Annotated in this window: 14 protein-coding genes; 3 read left to right on the forward strand and 11 right to left on the reverse strand. The window is 67.2% G+C overall.

Going from position 1 to position 14125, the window contains the following annotated elements; translation table 11 throughout:
* Positions 1–15: 15 nt before the first annotated feature.
* The 6 genes from E8P82_RS09065 to E8P82_RS09090 all read right to left on the reverse strand — a co-directional run bounded on the left by E8P82_RS09065 (position 16) and on the right by E8P82_RS09090 (position 5222).
* Positions 16–768, reverse strand: coding sequence for a class I SAM-dependent methyltransferase (locus E8P82_RS09065; protein WP_136454190.1), 753 nt, complete (start codon positions 766–768; stop codon positions 16–18).
* Positions 769–798: 30 nt separating this feature from the next.
* Positions 799–1608 (reverse strand): histidinol-phosphatase, encoded by an 810-nt coding sequence (hisN, locus tag E8P82_RS09070; RefSeq protein WP_136454191.1) that lies wholly within the window; start codon positions 1606–1608, stop codon positions 799–801.
* Positions 1609–1743: 135 nt separating this feature from the next.
* Positions 1744–1947 (reverse strand): cold-shock protein, encoded by a 204-nt coding sequence (locus tag E8P82_RS09075; protein WP_136454193.1) that lies wholly within the window; start codon positions 1945–1947, stop codon positions 1744–1746.
* Between the two features lie 173 nt (positions 1948–2120).
* Positions 2121–3251 carry a ribosome small subunit-dependent GTPase A gene (rsgA, locus tag E8P82_RS09080; RefSeq protein ID WP_136454195.1) on the reverse strand — a complete coding sequence of 377 codons (1131 nt, stop codon included), beginning with the start codon at positions 3249–3251 and terminating at the stop codon, positions 2121–2123.
* Positions 3248–4612, reverse strand: a complete 1365-nt coding sequence (gene aroA, locus E8P82_RS09085; RefSeq protein ID WP_246021170.1) for a 3-phosphoshikimate 1-carboxyvinyltransferase — start codon at positions 4610–4612, stop codon at positions 3248–3250. Before aroA ends, rsgA begins: the two co-directional genes overlap by 4 nt.
* Before the next feature lie 4 nt (positions 4613–4616).
* Positions 4617–5222: a DoxX family protein gene (locus E8P82_RS09090; protein WP_425456018.1), complete on the reverse strand. Its 606-nt coding sequence runs from the start codon at positions 5220–5222 to the stop codon at positions 4617–4619.
* A 169-nt stretch (positions 5223–5391) separates the two neighbouring features.
* On the opposite strand from E8P82_RS09090, the gene E8P82_RS09095 reads away from it, so the two are divergent.
* Positions 5392–6231 carry a sigma-70 family RNA polymerase sigma factor gene (locus tag E8P82_RS09095; RefSeq protein ID WP_425456019.1) on the forward strand — a complete coding sequence of 280 codons (840 nt, stop codon included), beginning with the start codon at positions 5392–5394 and terminating at the stop codon, positions 6229–6231.
* Positions 6228–6488 (forward strand): mycothiol system anti-sigma-R factor, encoded by a 261-nt coding sequence (gene rsrA / locus E8P82_RS09100; protein ID WP_136454198.1) that lies wholly within the window; start codon positions 6228–6230, stop codon positions 6486–6488. Before E8P82_RS09095 ends, rsrA begins: the two co-directional genes overlap by 4 nt.
* A 147-nt stretch (positions 6489–6635) precedes the next feature.
* Here rsrA and E8P82_RS15500 read toward each other — a convergent pair whose 3' ends face one another.
* The gene (locus tag E8P82_RS15500; protein ID WP_136454518.1) at positions 6636–6710 is read right to left on the reverse strand and encodes a 50S ribosomal protein bL37; all 75 of its coding nucleotides are present in this window, start codon (positions 6708–6710) and stop codon (positions 6636–6638) included.
* A 129-nt stretch (positions 6711–6839) separates the two neighbouring features.
* Here E8P82_RS15500 and E8P82_RS09110 point away from each other — a divergent pair, with 129 nt between their 5' ends.
* Positions 6840–7805 (forward strand): zinc-binding dehydrogenase, encoded by a 966-nt coding sequence (locus E8P82_RS09110; RefSeq protein WP_136454199.1) that lies wholly within the window; start codon positions 6840–6842, stop codon positions 7803–7805.
* Between the two features lie 47 nt (positions 7806–7852).
* Here E8P82_RS09110 and E8P82_RS09115 read toward each other — a convergent pair whose 3' ends face one another.
* The 4 genes from E8P82_RS09115 to E8P82_RS09130 form a co-directional block, all read right to left on the reverse strand.
* Positions 7853–9634, reverse strand: a complete 1782-nt coding sequence (locus E8P82_RS09115; RefSeq protein ID WP_136454201.1) for an ABC transporter ATP-binding protein — start codon at positions 9632–9634, stop codon at positions 7853–7855.
* Positions 9634–10665, reverse strand: coding sequence for an ABC transporter permease (locus E8P82_RS09120; protein ID WP_136454204.1), 1032 nt, complete (start codon positions 10663–10665; stop codon positions 9634–9636). The genes E8P82_RS09115 and E8P82_RS09120 overlap by 1 nt, the downstream gene beginning before the upstream one ends.
* A 9-nt stretch (positions 10666–10674) precedes the next feature.
* The gene (locus E8P82_RS09125) at positions 10675–12207 is read right to left on the reverse strand and encodes an ABC transporter permease (RefSeq protein ID WP_136454206.1); all 1533 of its coding nucleotides are present in this window, start codon (positions 12205–12207) and stop codon (positions 10675–10677) included.
* A gap of 103 nt (positions 12208–12310) precedes the next feature.
* Positions 12311–14101 (reverse strand): ABC transporter family substrate-binding protein, encoded by a 1791-nt coding sequence (locus E8P82_RS09130; protein WP_136454208.1) that lies wholly within the window; start codon positions 14099–14101, stop codon positions 12311–12313.
* Positions 14102–14125: the final 24 nt, after the last annotated feature.

Below are 14125 nucleotides of genomic sequence, written 5' to 3' on the forward strand. Positions count from 1 at the left end.
GTCTGGAGCGGCGACTCATGTCCTCGATGCGCGCCAGGCGTGGGTGTAGTAGGGGATGCTTACGGTGGCATCCGGCGCGAAGGCCAGGTACTCGGTGAGATACCACCAGAGATTTGCCTCCACCCTGGTCCGCAGGGCATCGGACGCCCGCCGGTAGTAGCTGCGGGAGCGGGCGAGCTCGACGACGTCGGGCACGGCCAGTTGCTGCCTCCAGCGGACCAGCAGCTCCTCCGTGCGTCCGAAACGTGGGCCGAAATCGGGCCGGTACTCCGGCGAAAAGACGTCGCCCGCGTGCATGATGCGCGAGAGCCGGTGGACCCAGTGGTGTGAGACGTCCAGCTGATTCCAGACCACGGCGAGCCGGCCACCCGGCCGCAGGACGCGTGCTGCCTCGGCGGCCGCAGCGGGCTGGTCGATCCAGTGCCAGGTCTGCGCGAGGGTGAGCAGGTCGGCGGAGGACTCGGGCAGGCAGGACTCCTCCGCAGTGCCGACGGTCACGGGCACCTCGGGGAGCCGGCGGGCGAGCACGCCCAGCATGTCCTGAGAGGGATCCACGGCGCTCACCTGCAGTCCACGCTCCACCAGGAGGTCCGTGAGGATTCCCGTACCGGCGCCGACATCGGCCGCATGCACGGCGCCGGCGGGGATCAGCCAGTCGACGATCCCGGCGGGATAGGAAGGGCGGACGCGGTCGTAGCGCTCGGCCCCGGACAGGTACGCCCGGGCCAGCGTACGACGGCGCTCGTCGTCGAGGCGGGGTCCGCTCACGCGTGCGGCCGGAAATGCGCGGGGGAGGAGCTAGAGCAGATCATCCACGTCGGGGTTGAGAGTCCGCAGCGCCTGGCTGTGGAGGGCGCCGTTGGTCGCGAGCGCATTGCCCCCGAAGGGACCGTCCTCGCCGTCGAGCGAGGTGAAGCGGCCCCCGGCCTCCGTGACGATGGGAACGAGCGCGGCCATGTCGTACAGATTCAGGTCCGGTTCGCACGCTATGTCCACGGCTCCTTCGGCCACGAGGCAGTAGGACCAGAAGTCGCCGTAGGCGCGCGTACGCCACACCTGGTCGGTCAGCGCCACGAAGCTCTCGAGGGCGCCGCGCTCCCGCCAGCCCGACAGGCTCGAGTACGACAGGGAGGCATCCGCGAGGCGGGAGATGTTCGAGACCCGCAGGCGCTGCGCGGCGGCGAGCGACTTGCCGGTGTAGGCGCCCGTTCCTTCGGCGGCCCACCAGCGCTTGCCGAGGGCGGGGGCGCTGACGAGTCCGACCACGGGTCGTCCGTCGTCGACCAACGAGATCAGCGTCGCCCAGACGGGCACACCCCGGATGAAGTTCTTGGTCCCGTCGATGGGATCGATCACCCACCGGCGCGAGCCCGCCCCGGTGCTGCCGAATTCCTCGCCGAGGACGGCGTCGCGGGGCCTGGCCCGCGAGAGCTGGCCCCGGATCGCGTTCTCGGCACTCTTGTCCGCATCGGTCACCGGACTCAGATCCGGTTTCGTCTCCACCCGCAGATCGAGCGACCTGAAGCGGGACATGGTCTGGTCGTCCACGGAGTCGGCCATGATGTGGGCGAGCCGGAGATCGTCGTTGTAGCCCTGCGTGTAACTCATAGCGATCAACCTATCGTCTCGACTCCCGCAACCTGCGCGTCGGCGCGGCGAGTCAGCACAGCAGGAAGCCACCGCGGGCTGACGCCGCACGGTGGCTTCCTGTCTTCTCCCCGATCGAGCGGGGAGAGGGGAGAACTAGAGAACGGTGATGTTCTCGGCCTGGGGACCCTTGGGGCCCTGGGTGGTCTCGAAGTCGACCTTCTGGTTCTCGTCGAGGGAACGGTAGCCGTTCGAGTTGATCGCCGAGAAGTGCGCGAACACGTCGGCGCCGCCGTCATCGGGAGCGATGAAGCCGAAGCCCTTTTCGGCGTTGAACCATTTCACTGTGCCAGTAGCCATGCTGTGTCTCCTTGCCTTGAGTGCCCCGACGTTCGGGGCACATCGTGAAGTTCGTTACCCGCTTATCGTCACAAGCTGTCGAACTCCAGGTGGAGGGTCAAGGCTCAGAATCATAATGCGCAAACAACAACGCTGTTCACTCTACCAGCGATCCGCCCGCCGGCGAGCCGGTGCTACTGGTGTCCGAGCTCCTTGGCCTCATGGGCCTGTCCGCGCAGCTCGGCGGTGCCGGCTCCGAGCAGTCTGCGCAGGCTCGCGAGGCGCACCAGCCCGGACTCGCCCGCGAGTCCCTCCTCCACGAAGCTGTCCAGCCCGCAATTGACGGCATTGACGTCATGGAGGCAGCCGCGCTCGCAGCGTTCCGTTCCCGGTTCCAGGTCCGGGAAGGCCTGCAGGATCCGGTCGGGGTCCACGTGAGCCAGTCCGAAACTCCTGATGCCCGGCGTGTCGATGATCCAGGTCCCGGGCGCGGCATCGGCAGCCTTCAGGGCCAGGGCCGACGACGATGTGTGGCGTCCCCTGCCCGTCACGGCGTTCACGCCTCCCGTGGCGCGCGTGGATCCTGTGAGCGCGTTGACCATGGTCGACTTCCCTACCCCCGAGTGGCCGAGCAGTACGCTCACCTGACCGTCCAGTTCGGCGCGCAGCGCGTCGACCGCCCCGTGGGACAGCCGTGCCGAGTCGCCGTCGTCGGAGGTGGTCTCGACCCCGGTGCCCTCGTCCGTCCTGCTGATGATCACGCGCAGATCCAGGTGCTCGTAGTTCGCGAGCAGCGGGGCAGGATCCCGCAGATCGGCCTTCGTGATGCACAGCAGCGGGTCGATCCCGGCGTCGTATGCTGCCACGAGTGCGCGGTCGATGAAACCGGTCCGCGGCTCGGGATTGGCGGCGGCGACGACGATCACCAGCTGGTCGGCGTTGGCCACGACCACGCGTTCCACCGGATCGGTGTCATCCGCGCTGCGGCGCAGCACGGTCCGTCGCTCCTGGATGCGCACGAGTCGCGCCAGCGAATCGGGCCCGCCGGTGAGATCACCCACGAGAGCCACCAGGTCACCGGCCACCACCGGCTCCCGGCGCAGCTCCCGTGCGCGGGCGGCGATCACGATCCGCTCCTGCGCGGTGTCCTCCTCGACGACCGCGGTGTACCGGCCGCGGTCCACCGTCACGATCCGCCCGGTGACCGCGTCCTCGTAGGCGGGCCGATTCTTGGTGCGGGGGCGCGAGCCCTTCTTGTTGGGACGGATACGGACGTCGGACTCGTCCCAGGACCGTGAGCCACGGCGATTGCCGACCTCACTCACAGCAGGCCGTCCGCACCCGACGAGGCGTTCTCCGCCTGACGTAGCGGGTGCGCCGTGCCGGTCACGGCGGCCCAGCGCCCGGGGAAGTCGGGCATGGTCTTGGCGGTGGTGCCGATGTTCTCCACCTCGACCCCCTCCACCACGAGCCCCAAAATGGCCCCGGCGGTCGCCATCCGGTGATCGTCGTAGGTATGGAAGACGCCTCCGTGCAGTGCTGCCGGCCGGATCAGCAGACCGTCGGCGGTCTCCTCGGCGTCGCCTCCGAGGCCGTTGATCTCCGCGACGAGTGCCGCGAGCCGATCGGTCTCGTGGCCACGCAGGTGGGCGATGCCGGTGAGCATCGACGGCGTCGTCGCCAGCGCGCACAGGGCCGCGAGGGTGGGTGCGAGTTCCGACGTATCGGCGAAGCTGCCGCCGCGCAGTGTCGGGCCACCCGAGACGGTGAGGACGTCGCCGTCGAGGTCCACCGAGGCTCCCAGCAGCGGCAGGATGCTCCGCCACCGGTCGCCCACCTGCGTGGTGGTGCCCGGCCAGTGACGCACCCTGACGGTTCCGCCGGTCACGACGGCGGCAGCGAGGAACGGTCCGGCGTTGGAGAGATCGGGCTCGACCGTGATGTCGAAGGGGTTGATCTTTCCGGGTGTGATTCGCCAGTGGTTCGGCACGGAGTCATCGACCGCCACACCCACGGCGCGCAGGACCTCGACGGTCATCCGGATGTGATCGAGGCTCGGAACGGGGGCACCGACGTGCTCGAGGTGCAGGCCGTCCGTGAAGCGTGCCCCCACGAGCAGAAGCGCGGAGACGAACTGGGAGGACGCCGAGGCGTCGATCGCGAGCCGCCCGCCGCGGATGCCACCGCCGCCCGTGATCGAGAAGGGGAGGCTGCCCGCTCCGGCGTCGTCGAGGTGCAGGCCGAGTTCGCGCAGCGCGGTGATGATGCTGTCCATGGGACGACGGCGCGCATGCGGATCGCCGTCGAAGACCGTGGTGCCCGGGACGAGCCCGGCCAGTGGCGGTACGAAGCGCATGACGGTGCCGGCGAGGCCGCAGTCGATGGTGCGGGGCGCAGGCCCGCTGTCCGGTGCCAGGGGATGCACGCGCAGATCCGGCACGGAGCCCGAATCAGCCGGCAGCTCCTCGACGACCGCGCCGAGGCTCCGTAGCGCATCGATCATCAGGGCGGTGTCCCGCGAGGCCAACGGCCTTCTGATGATGCTCGGACCATCGGCAAGCGCGGCGAGGATCAGGAACCGGTTCGTCAGTGACTTGGAGCCCGGGATCGAGACCTCCGCATCCACGGGACGAGTCAGGTGGGGGGCAGGCCAGAGATCCTGACCCCCACCTGATACTGCCGTCACGGAGCTAGGAACCGACGACGTCGGATGCAGTCTTCCGCACGGCCTTGTCGGCCTTCTTCAGCTGCTTGCGCGCGTCCTTGCGCACCCCTGCAACGTTCTTGCGGGCACCCGAGGCCAGGTGCCCGGCACGCCAGGCGACGCCCGGGCGACCGTTGGTGTCCACGGCAGCCAGCAGGACCGCGCCGACGAGGGAGAGATTCTTCAGCAACTGCGAACGCCGGGCCTTCTTGTCCTCGGGAGTCTTGGCGTCCGCCGCACGGTAGTCCACCATCGTGTTCACCGTCGCGGTGATGGTGAGCAGCAGCGCGGACAGGCGCGAGAAACGCCCGATGCCGAGCAGCAGGGCTGCCCCGACCTGGGTTGCCCCGAGCACCTGGCCCACGAGCTTCTCGTTGTCGGTGACTGCTCCGAGGGAGGGAACCACCTTGGTGGCCCCGGCGAGGACGGGCTTGAGCTGGGGCGCGGTGGTGCCGGCATTGCGGAGCCTCTCAACACCCGAGAGGACGAAGCTGCCGGCGATGAGGGGTCTGGCGAGTACACGGACAAGGGTCATAACTGCCTCCAGGTTCCCGGCGAGCTGCGCCGGGCTCGGTTGTGTTGTACGAAGCATGCCGACTCTAGTTTGGCACGACCGCTCATGCGGGGCGATCCTCGCTCCACGGGCCAGTGGTACCTGACCCGTGGTAGTACGGCCAGTAGGTGGCGGACCGGAATAAGCCAACTGCCACCGGGGTTGGAAAGGACAGGACGAACAGGTCGGCGGAGAGGTGACACAACGGATGACGGGTACACGTACCGAGACAATCGAGAGGTCGGACTTCCAGCTGTCAACGAGCCCTCAGCACGATCGGGCCACAGCCCGCGGGGAGCGTGGCCGAGTAGACTTCAGCTCGATGAATACAACAGCACCCGTGGGCAGCAATCCGGCGGAAGACGCCGAGCTCGACGTCTCGATGGAATCGGACGTCGATCGCAAGGCGAGGTTCGAGCGCGACGCGATGCAGTACGTCGACCAGCTCTACTCCGCAGCGATGCGGATGGCGAGGAACCCCAGTGACGCCGAGGATCTGGTGCAGGAGGCCTACACCAAGGCCTTCTCCGCCTTCCACCAGTACAAGCCGGGAACCAACCTCAAGGCATGGCTGTACCGGATCCTGACGAACACCTACATCAATCTGTATCGGAAGCGTCAGCGTGAGCCGTTGCAGTCGCACTCCGACACGATCGAGGACTGGCAGCTCGCCAAGGCCGCCGAACACACCTCCAGCGGCCTGCGCTCCGCCGAGGTCGAGGCGCTCGATCATCTCCCCGACTCGGACGTGAAGAGCGCGCTGCAGTCCATTCCGGAGGACTTCCGCCTCGCCGTGTATTTCTCCGACGTGGAGGGCTTCGCGTACAAGGAGATCGCGGAGATCATGAACACGCCCATCGGGACCGTGATGTCCCGCCTGCACCGCGGCCGCAAACTGCTGCGCGACAGCCTCTCCGAGTACGCACACGAGCGCGGACTCGGCGCTGCACGCGGTTCGGGCACCAGTACCAGCACAGGAAACGGAAATACTGCCCCTGCGAAGACAGCGGCGGCGTCGACGACCAAGGAACAGGAGACGACGAAATGAGCGACTGCCGGAATCTCGGCGACTGCGCCGACTCGAGGATCGAGCGACTCTACGAGTACCTCGACGGCGCGCTGTCGCAGCAGGATCTCGTGGACATCAAGCAGCACCTGGATGCGTGCCCGGCATGCGCCGAGGAATATGATCTCGAACGCGTGATCCGTTCCGTGGTGAAGCGCTCCTGCACCGAAGTGGCTCCTGACACGCTGAAGGCCGATATTCTCGGTCGCATCAATCACCTCAGGACCGTGAATCACTGAGAGCACGGAATGCCCGGGTGCTGACCGCCCCCGGGGTCCGCGAAGCCGGCATTGTCGCGGCGAGGACGCGGAACCAGGTCGGGCCTACCAAGAAGGACCTCCGAGACCCAAGGGTGTCGGAGGTCCTTCTCGTTCATGCTGCCTGGATCAGGCGTTGGGGCGCTTGCCGTGGTTCGCGCTGCTGCGCTTCCGGTCGCGGCGCTTGCGTGCTCGCTTGCTCATGGCTGTCTCCTTCTCCACATAGGCTCGGCTGGCAGGACTGCTCCTGAGTATCCCACACAGCCGGGCACGTCCGCCAAAGCGTGCGCTTAGGATGAGGAGCACCATTCGCCACCGAAGGAGCACACGTCTATGCGCGCGGTCTATGCTGCAACCCAGTCCGGAGACAATCCCCTGACCGGACTCACGGTCGGTGAACTCGAGGTACCCGAGGCTCCGGCGGACTTCCGACGGGTCCGGGTTGTCGCGTCGAGTCTGAATCACCACGATCTGTGGTCGCTGCAGGGTGTGGGACTGCCCGGGGAGCGCCTGCCGATGGTCCTCGGCTGTGATGCGGCCGGGGTCGACGACGACGGCAACGAGGTGATCGTCCACGGTGTGGTGTCCTCACCCGAGTGGCGCGGTGACGAGACGCTGGATCCCAGACGGTCGCTGTTGTCCGAGCGCTATCCGGGGACCATGGCCGAGTACGTCTGGGTACCGGAACGCAATCTCGTGCCCAAGCCACCGGAACTGTCTTTCGAGGAGGCGGCCTGCCTGCCGACCGCATGGCTCACCGCGTACCGCATGCTCTTCACGGTCTCACCGGCGATGCCGGGGTCCACGGTCCTCGTGCAGGGCGCAGGAGGCGGTGTGGCCTCCGCGGTGATCTCCCTGGCTGCCGCTGCCGGGTTCCGCGTCTGGGCCACGAGTCGCAGTGAGGCCAAGCGGCAGCGTGCCCTGGAACTCGGCGCGGACCAGGTGTTCGACGCCGGTGAGCGACTGCCCGACCGCGTGGACGTCGTGTTCGACTCGGTGGGGGAGGCCACCTGGGCCCATTCGCTCCGTTCCCTCGTGCCCGGTGGAGCGGTAGTGACCTGCGGTGCGACGAGCGGGCCCGCTCCTTCGGCTGATCTGAACCGGGTGTTCTTCCTCCAGCTGCGCGTGCTGGGGTCCACCATGGGCACCAGGGAGGAACTGCTCCGCCTCGCCCGTTTCCTGGTCATGACGGGCGTCCGTCCGGTCATCGACGACGTCCTTCCCCTCGACGACGCCGCCGCCGGCTTCCAGCGACTGCTCGACGGCGACGTCTTCGGAAAGATCGTGTTCCGCCACTGAGTCCCCCGTCACTCGGGCGGGCGGTTCCCGACGGTCGCGAACCGCCCCTACTCCTCGGAGCCGGCGGCTAGGATCACGGAGCGTTGCTCACGGCGCATGGACTGCTCTTGCGGATCGGGTACGGGCGCGGCGGCGAGCAGCCGTCGCGTGTAGGGATCCCGCGGATACTTCAGGACCTGTTCCGTGCTGCCCTGCTCCACCAGGCGCCCCTTGTTGAGCACGGCGATGTGACTGGCGAGGAGTTCGACCACGGCGAGGTCGTGGCTCACGAACAGGCATGCGAAACCCCGCTCCCGCTGCAGGTCCTGCAGCAGTTCGAGCACCTTGGCCTGCACCGAGACGTCCAGCGCGGAGGTCGGCTCGTCGGCGACGAGAAGATCCGGCCGGAGGGACAGGGCTCGGGCGATGCCCACGCGCTGCCGCTGCCCACCGGAGAGCTCGTGGGGATATCTGTTCCGGAAGGCGACCGGGAGCTGCACGTCCTCCAGCAGGCCGGCTACGCGGGTGTCCAGCTCCTCGCGGCCCAGCTTCTCGTGGAGCAGCAGGGGCTCGCCGATGCTGTCGCCGATGGACAGCCGCGGATTCAGGGAGGCTGCAGGATCCTGGAAGACGATCGCGAACTTCTTGCGTAGCGGCTTGAGCTTGCGTGCGCTGAGCGTAGTGATATCGGTGCCGCCGATCGTGATGCTGCCACCCGAGGTCCTGATCAGACCGGTGACGGCCCGGGCGATCGTGGACTTGCCCGACCCGGACTCGCCGACGAGGCCCATGACCTCACCCGGATTGATGGTGAGCGAGACTCCGCTGACGGCCTTGAAGGGCGGCTGACGGAAGCGGCCCGGGTACTCGATGTCGACGTCGACGAGTTCCAGCGCAGGCTCGACCCCCGAGGCATTCTGGCTCTCCTGGGCCACCCGTGCTTCCTCGGCATACTCCTCGTGGATCTGCAGGCGCCCGTCCACGACCTCGACATCGGTCAGCACACCGCCGACCTTCGACCCGAGGTGGGGCACCGCCCCGAGGAGCTGCTTCGTGTAGTCCTGGGTCGGGGAGGAGAACAACTGTGCGGTCGGAGCGGCCTCGACGATCCGGCCCTTCTCCATCACGACCACGTGATCGGCGAGGTCGGCGACGACCCCCATGTCGTGCGTGATGAGCAGCACGGCACTGTTGAGGCGTTTGTTCAGGGTGCGCAGCAGCTCCAGGACCTCGGCCTGCACCGTGACGTCGAGCGCCGTCGTCGGTTCGTCGGCGATGAGCAGCATCGGGTCGTTGGCCAGGGCGATGGCGATCATGGCGCGCTGGCGCTGGCCGCCCGAGAACTGGTGGGGGAAGGAGTCGTAGCGCCGCTCCGCCTCAGGGATCTCGACCATGAGCAGCAGCTCGATGGCCCGCTTCTTCGCGTCCGCTGGGGAGAGCTCGGTGTGCTGCTCGATGGCTTCGCGGATCTGCTCGCCCACGGTCAGGACGGGGTTCAGTGCCGTCATGGGCTCCTGGAAGATCATGGCGATGTCGTTGCCCCGTACCTTGCGCAGCGTGCTCTGCGGAGCGCCGATCAGCTCGTTGCCGAGCATCTTCGCGCTGCCCGTGCAGCGCCCGTTGCGGGGCAGCAGGCCGAGCAGGGCCAGCGAGGACATGCTCTTGCCAGATCCTGATTCCCCGACGATCGCGAGGATCTCGCCGGGCCGGATCTCGTAGGAGACGTCCTCGGCCGCCATGACCCATTCGTTGTCCACGTTGAACTCGACACCGAGTCCCGAGACCGCGAGGATGGGCCCGGTGCCGACCGGGGTCTGTTCGTCGGTGATGACGACGGTACTGGAGCTCATTACTGCTTCACCCTTGTCTGCTTGGGATCGAACGCATCGCGGAGACCGTCACCGATGAAGTTGACGGCCAGGGCGATACCGATGATGAAGGCGCCGGGCCACAGGAACAGCCATGGACGCACCGTGAGCGCGGAACGGTTGTCGTTGATGGCCTTGCCCAGCGAGGTGTCCGGAGCGGTCACCCCGAGCCCGAGATAGCTCAGCGCGGTCTCGAGCAGGATCGCGCCGGAGATCGCCAGCGTCGTCGAGACGATGATCACGCCCACCGTGTTGGGCAGGATGTGGCGGAAGATGATCCGGGCCGAACTGGCCCCCACGGATTTCGCGGACTCGACGAACTCCTTCTCGCGCAGTGACAGGAACTCGCCGCGGACCAGGCGCGCCAGACCGGTCCAGGTCACGACGCCGAGGAACAGGGCGAACGGGACGATACCCGCCCTGGCGACGATCCCGGCCACCGCAGCTGCGATGACCAGGGTGGGGATGGTGATGACGACGTCGGTGATGCGCATCAGGACCGCCTCTGTCCAGCCGCGGAAGTAGCCCGCGATCGCGCCGACCGTGGTGCCGATGACCATGGCCACGAGCCCGACGATGAAGGCGATGATCAGAGAGGTCTGCGTGCCGCGCATCGTCAGGGCGAAGTAGTCACGCCCGAGGACGTCCTGCCCGAAGGGATGCTCACCGAGGCTGAAGGGCCACAGCGTCAGGGTGGGCCTGCCCTCGTTGAAGCGGTCGGCCAGGACGTCGTACTCCTTGTCCCACCAGCCCGGGATCCCGGCGTACCCGATGGAACTGAACGCCAGGATGATGATCAGGATCAGCAGGGTGATGCCGGCCAGGGCGCCCTTGTGCCGGAAGAACCGCTCCCGGATCAGGCGTCCCTGGCTCTTGGCCTCGGTCTGGACGCGGTCCACCTGCTGCTGTGTGCGGGGTTCCGTCGCGATGTCGGAGTCCTGGGTCAGCAGGTTCAGCTCCGACAGTTCGACCGATGCGCGGGAGTCGTCCGGCTGCTTGTCGTTCGTACTCATGGGTCAGTCCTAGCTCAGGGTGATGCGTGGATCGAGGAAGGCGTAGGCGATGTCGGCCAGCATGTTGAAGAGCACTGCTGCTGTACCGACGACCAGGAAGAACGCCATGACCGGGCCGGGGTCCACCGCGTTGATGCCGTCGACGAAGAGCTTGCCCATGCCGTTCCAGCCGAAGACCTGCTCGGTGATGACGGCGCCGCCCAGCACTCCGGCGAAGTCGAAGGCCATGAGCGTGGTGATCGGGATCATCGCGTTGCGGAAGGCGTGCTTGACCAGGACCGTCCGTTCGCTCAGGCCCTTGGCCCTCGCGGTGCGGATGTAGTCCTGGTTCATGACGTCGAGCTGGCTGGCCCTCGTGTACCGGGTGTAGGTGGCGAAGGAGATCAGTGTCAGGGCGATCGTCGGCAGCACCAGGTGCAGCGCGTAGTCGAGATTGATCTCCCAGAAGGTGCCCTCCAGATTGGCGGACTGCGACCCCGTGGTGGGGATGGGACGCCCGCCGGCCTTGGCTGACAGGGTGGGATAGGCCTGGAGCAGGCGATCCAGGACGATCAGCAGGCTCACCGAGACCGCGATCACCGCGCCGATCCTTGCCGCCTGGGTCCGGAAGGGGCCCCCGATGACCCCGGCCACCACGTAGGAGATGACGGCCAGCAGGATCACCAGAGCCACGAGTACGAGCCAGTTCGGATCGTTCAGGAGCGGGACGGACGCGAGATAGCCCGCGAAGCTGACCGCTGCGGCAGCGAGCGCGGCATGGAGCACGCGACGACGTCGGAATCCTGCGAGCAGTGCCGTCCACAGCACGGCGATGCCGGCAGCGGAGACGAGCATGCCCACGACGCCGAGACCCGGCGTCACGAACCACCCGGTCACGAGCAGCAGGTAGAGCCCCACGGCCGTCACTGCGGCGGCGACGGCGAAGACGACGAGTCGTCGCCGGCGGTCACCGCCGACGACCACCGCCCAGATCACGCCGGCGACCACCCCTATCAGGGCGATCGTGAGATAGGAGAACTGTGGATTGTCCAGCCAGGTGTTCAGGTCGATCGCCAGGTACTGCTTGAGCAGGGTGGAGAGCCAGAAGAGCGGCAGGGAGAACAGCAGGAACGAGACGAAGGTGATCGAGTAGTCAAAGACGCTGTACTGGCGGATCGCGGTGACGATGCCGACGACGACGCCGAGCACCAGCGCGAGGACCGTGGCGACCACGACGAGGCGCAGCGTGGAGCCGATGGCGTTCTCGAGCTGCGGCAGGACGGCGGCACCGGTGCGGTCCTGCCCGAGCGTGCACGAGACCCCGCCGGGGACGAGACAGTGGCCGACATCCTGCAACCAGAGGAAGTAGCGGGGGATCGGCGCGACGTCCAGATTCATGGCTGCTGTCCGCGCGGCGATGGTGGCGGCCTTCTGCGGGCCGCTCGTCTCACCCAGATCCTCGAAGGGGTCGCCCGAGGAGATGGTGAGGAAGTACATCAGGGTGGTCGCCGCGAGCGTGATGAAGAACGAGATGATGGTGCGCTTGACGATGAAGTAGAACACGAAGGGGCTCCTAGGAGGCGCTGCAGACGGCGGCGGTAGCTGGCACGGGGACGGGCAGGCCCGCAGGCCTGCCCGTCCTCACGCGGTCATCCGTGGACCGCTGTCAGTTCTGCTTCGTCCAGGTGTAGGCATTCCAGGTGATGCCGGACTGCGTGGGATTCAGTTCGACACCCTGGAGGTCTGACGTGTACCCCGCGAGACTCGGGTTCGCGTAGAGCACCACGTTGTACTGGGTGTCGGCGAGTGCCTGTTCGAGCTCGGTCTTCAGCGGGACGACCTGCTCGGAGTCGGTGCTGGTCGCGATGTCGTCCCAGAGGCTGTCCACCTCGTCATTGGTGTAACCGCCGAAGTTCTGCTCCCCGTCGGTGACGTAGATGGACTGACCGGAGGCCACGAGGCCGCTGCCGGACCAGCCGAAGATCACGGCATCCCACGCTCCGGGCTGCGGGAGTTTGGCGCTCCACTCGGCTTCGGGCTGCGGCGTGATCTCGAAGCCGGCCTGGTCGCACGAGTTCTTCACGAGGGCCACCTGGTCGGCACGGAGCTGACTCGTGGAGGCGAACATCATGGAGACGGGCACGGGCTCGGTCTTGCCGGCCTCCTCGAGGAGGGACCTGGCCCTCTCGATGTCGGCGACGCCGTCGCCCTGCGCGGCGGGGGCGCCGTCGAGCACGGTCTGGTAGTCGTCATGGCTCGGCTGGTACTCACGAAGATTCAGGACGGAGCCCTCGGGGTCCACCGGGGTGACGAACTTGTCCACCATGTCGGCCTTCGGGATGCAGGCTGCGAAGGCCTGACGTACCCGCAGATCCTCGAAGACGGCGCCGGGACGCTGATCCAGGTCGATGTGCGAGAACGTGAAGGACTGACCGGTGTCCACGGTGACGGTATCGCCGATCTGCTCGAGCGCCGTCTTGGTGTCCACCGTGGGGCTGGAGGGATCGATGATGTCGACGTCGCCGTTCTGGAGTGCCTGCACGGCCTCCTCGTCCACGACCGTCCTGAAGACCATGGTCTCCGTCTGTCCGGCACGCTCCTCGCCCCAGTAGTCCTCGTTCCTGACCACCGTGAGGGTGCCGTTGACCGCGTTGTCCAGCTTGTAGGGACCCGAGGACGGCAGCAGGGCCGTATCCGGCAGGCTGGGCAGATCGGCCTCGTAGGCCCAGCCGGTGTTCCAGAACTCGGCCACAGGAGTGAGCGCGTCGCGGTCGTCGTTCTGAATGGCGTCGACCAGCGCGGCGCCGTCGCCGTCCGCCGAGAGTCCGCCCTGCTCGGCAGCGATGTGCGCCGGCATGAAGGTCCCGGTGGTGAACAGGGCCTCCCAGTCGGCGTAGGGCTTGTCGAAGACGACCTCGAACTCCTTGTCGCCGGGCTCGCCCTCGATCATCTGCATCTGCGAGAAGCCGTTGGTGGAGGAGGCCTGGAAGAGGTCGGCCTCCTCGCCGGTCTCCTCGTCCTCCTCGCCGGTCGGGTGCGTCCCTGACATGGCGGCCCAGCTCAGGAGCACGTCGTCGTAGTCGATCGGTGTTCCGTCGGACCAGACAGCATCGTCATTGATGGTGTACTCGATGGTCAGGGGATCGTCGCTGGTCTTCTCGTAGCTCCCGAAGTCGGTGTTCTGCTCGAGCGTCCCTGACGGGCTGTACGACACGAATGCACTCGACGTCAGATTGTCGACATATCCGTTGTAGACCGCGTTGGTGGCGGCGGTGTTGCCGTTGTAGGCCGTCGGTGCCTGGCTGATCGCGATGGTGATGGTCGAGGCCAGATTCTCGTCCGAGCCCGATGATGCGGCGGAGTCGGAGTCGGAGGTGCCGCCGGCCGAACCACAGGCGCTCAGCATGAGCGCTCCGATGGAGAGAGCGGCGAGCGACATGGTGCGCTTGTTACGCATTCGATAGTCCTTACTGTGCTGGGT

Origin of the sequence: Arthrobacter echini (genome assembly GCF_004803505.1) — a bacterium.
GTDB classification, from domain to species: Bacteria; Actinomycetota; Actinomycetes; order Actinomycetales; family Micrococcaceae; genus Arthrobacter_D; species Arthrobacter_D echini.

Coding starts and splice junctions, on each gene's coding strand:
- E8P82_RS09115 (WP_136454201.1), bottom strand. CDS start 9,634: ATGAGCTCCAGTACCGTCGTCATCACCGACGAACAGACCCCGGTCGGC.
- hisN (WP_136454191.1), bottom strand. CDS start 1,608: ATGAGTTACACGCAGGGCTACAACGACGATCTCCGGCTCGCCCACATC.
- E8P82_RS09095 (WP_425456019.1), top strand. CDS start 5,392: ATGACGGGTACACGTACCGAGACAATCGAGAGGTCGGACTTCCAGCTG.
- E8P82_RS09120 (WP_136454204.1), bottom strand. CDS start 10,665: ATGAGTACGAACGACAAGCAGCCGGACGACTCCCGCGCATCGGTCGAA.
- E8P82_RS09110 (WP_136454199.1), top strand. CDS start 6,840: ATGCGCGCGGTCTATGCTGCAACCCAGTCCGGAGACAATCCCCTGACC.
- E8P82_RS09075 (WP_136454193.1), bottom strand. CDS start 1,947: ATGGCTACTGGCACAGTGAAATGGTTCAACGCCGAAAAGGGCTTCGGC.
- rsrA (WP_136454198.1), top strand. CDS start 6,228: ATGAGCGACTGCCGGAATCTCGGCGACTGCGCCGACTCGAGGATCGAG.
- E8P82_RS09090 (WP_425456018.1), bottom strand. CDS start 5,222: ATGCTTCGTACAACACAACCGAGCCCGGCGCAGCTCGCCGGGAACCTG.
- E8P82_RS09130 (WP_136454208.1), bottom strand. CDS start 14,101: ATGCGTAACAAGCGCACCATGTCGCTCGCCGCTCTCTCCATCGGAGCG.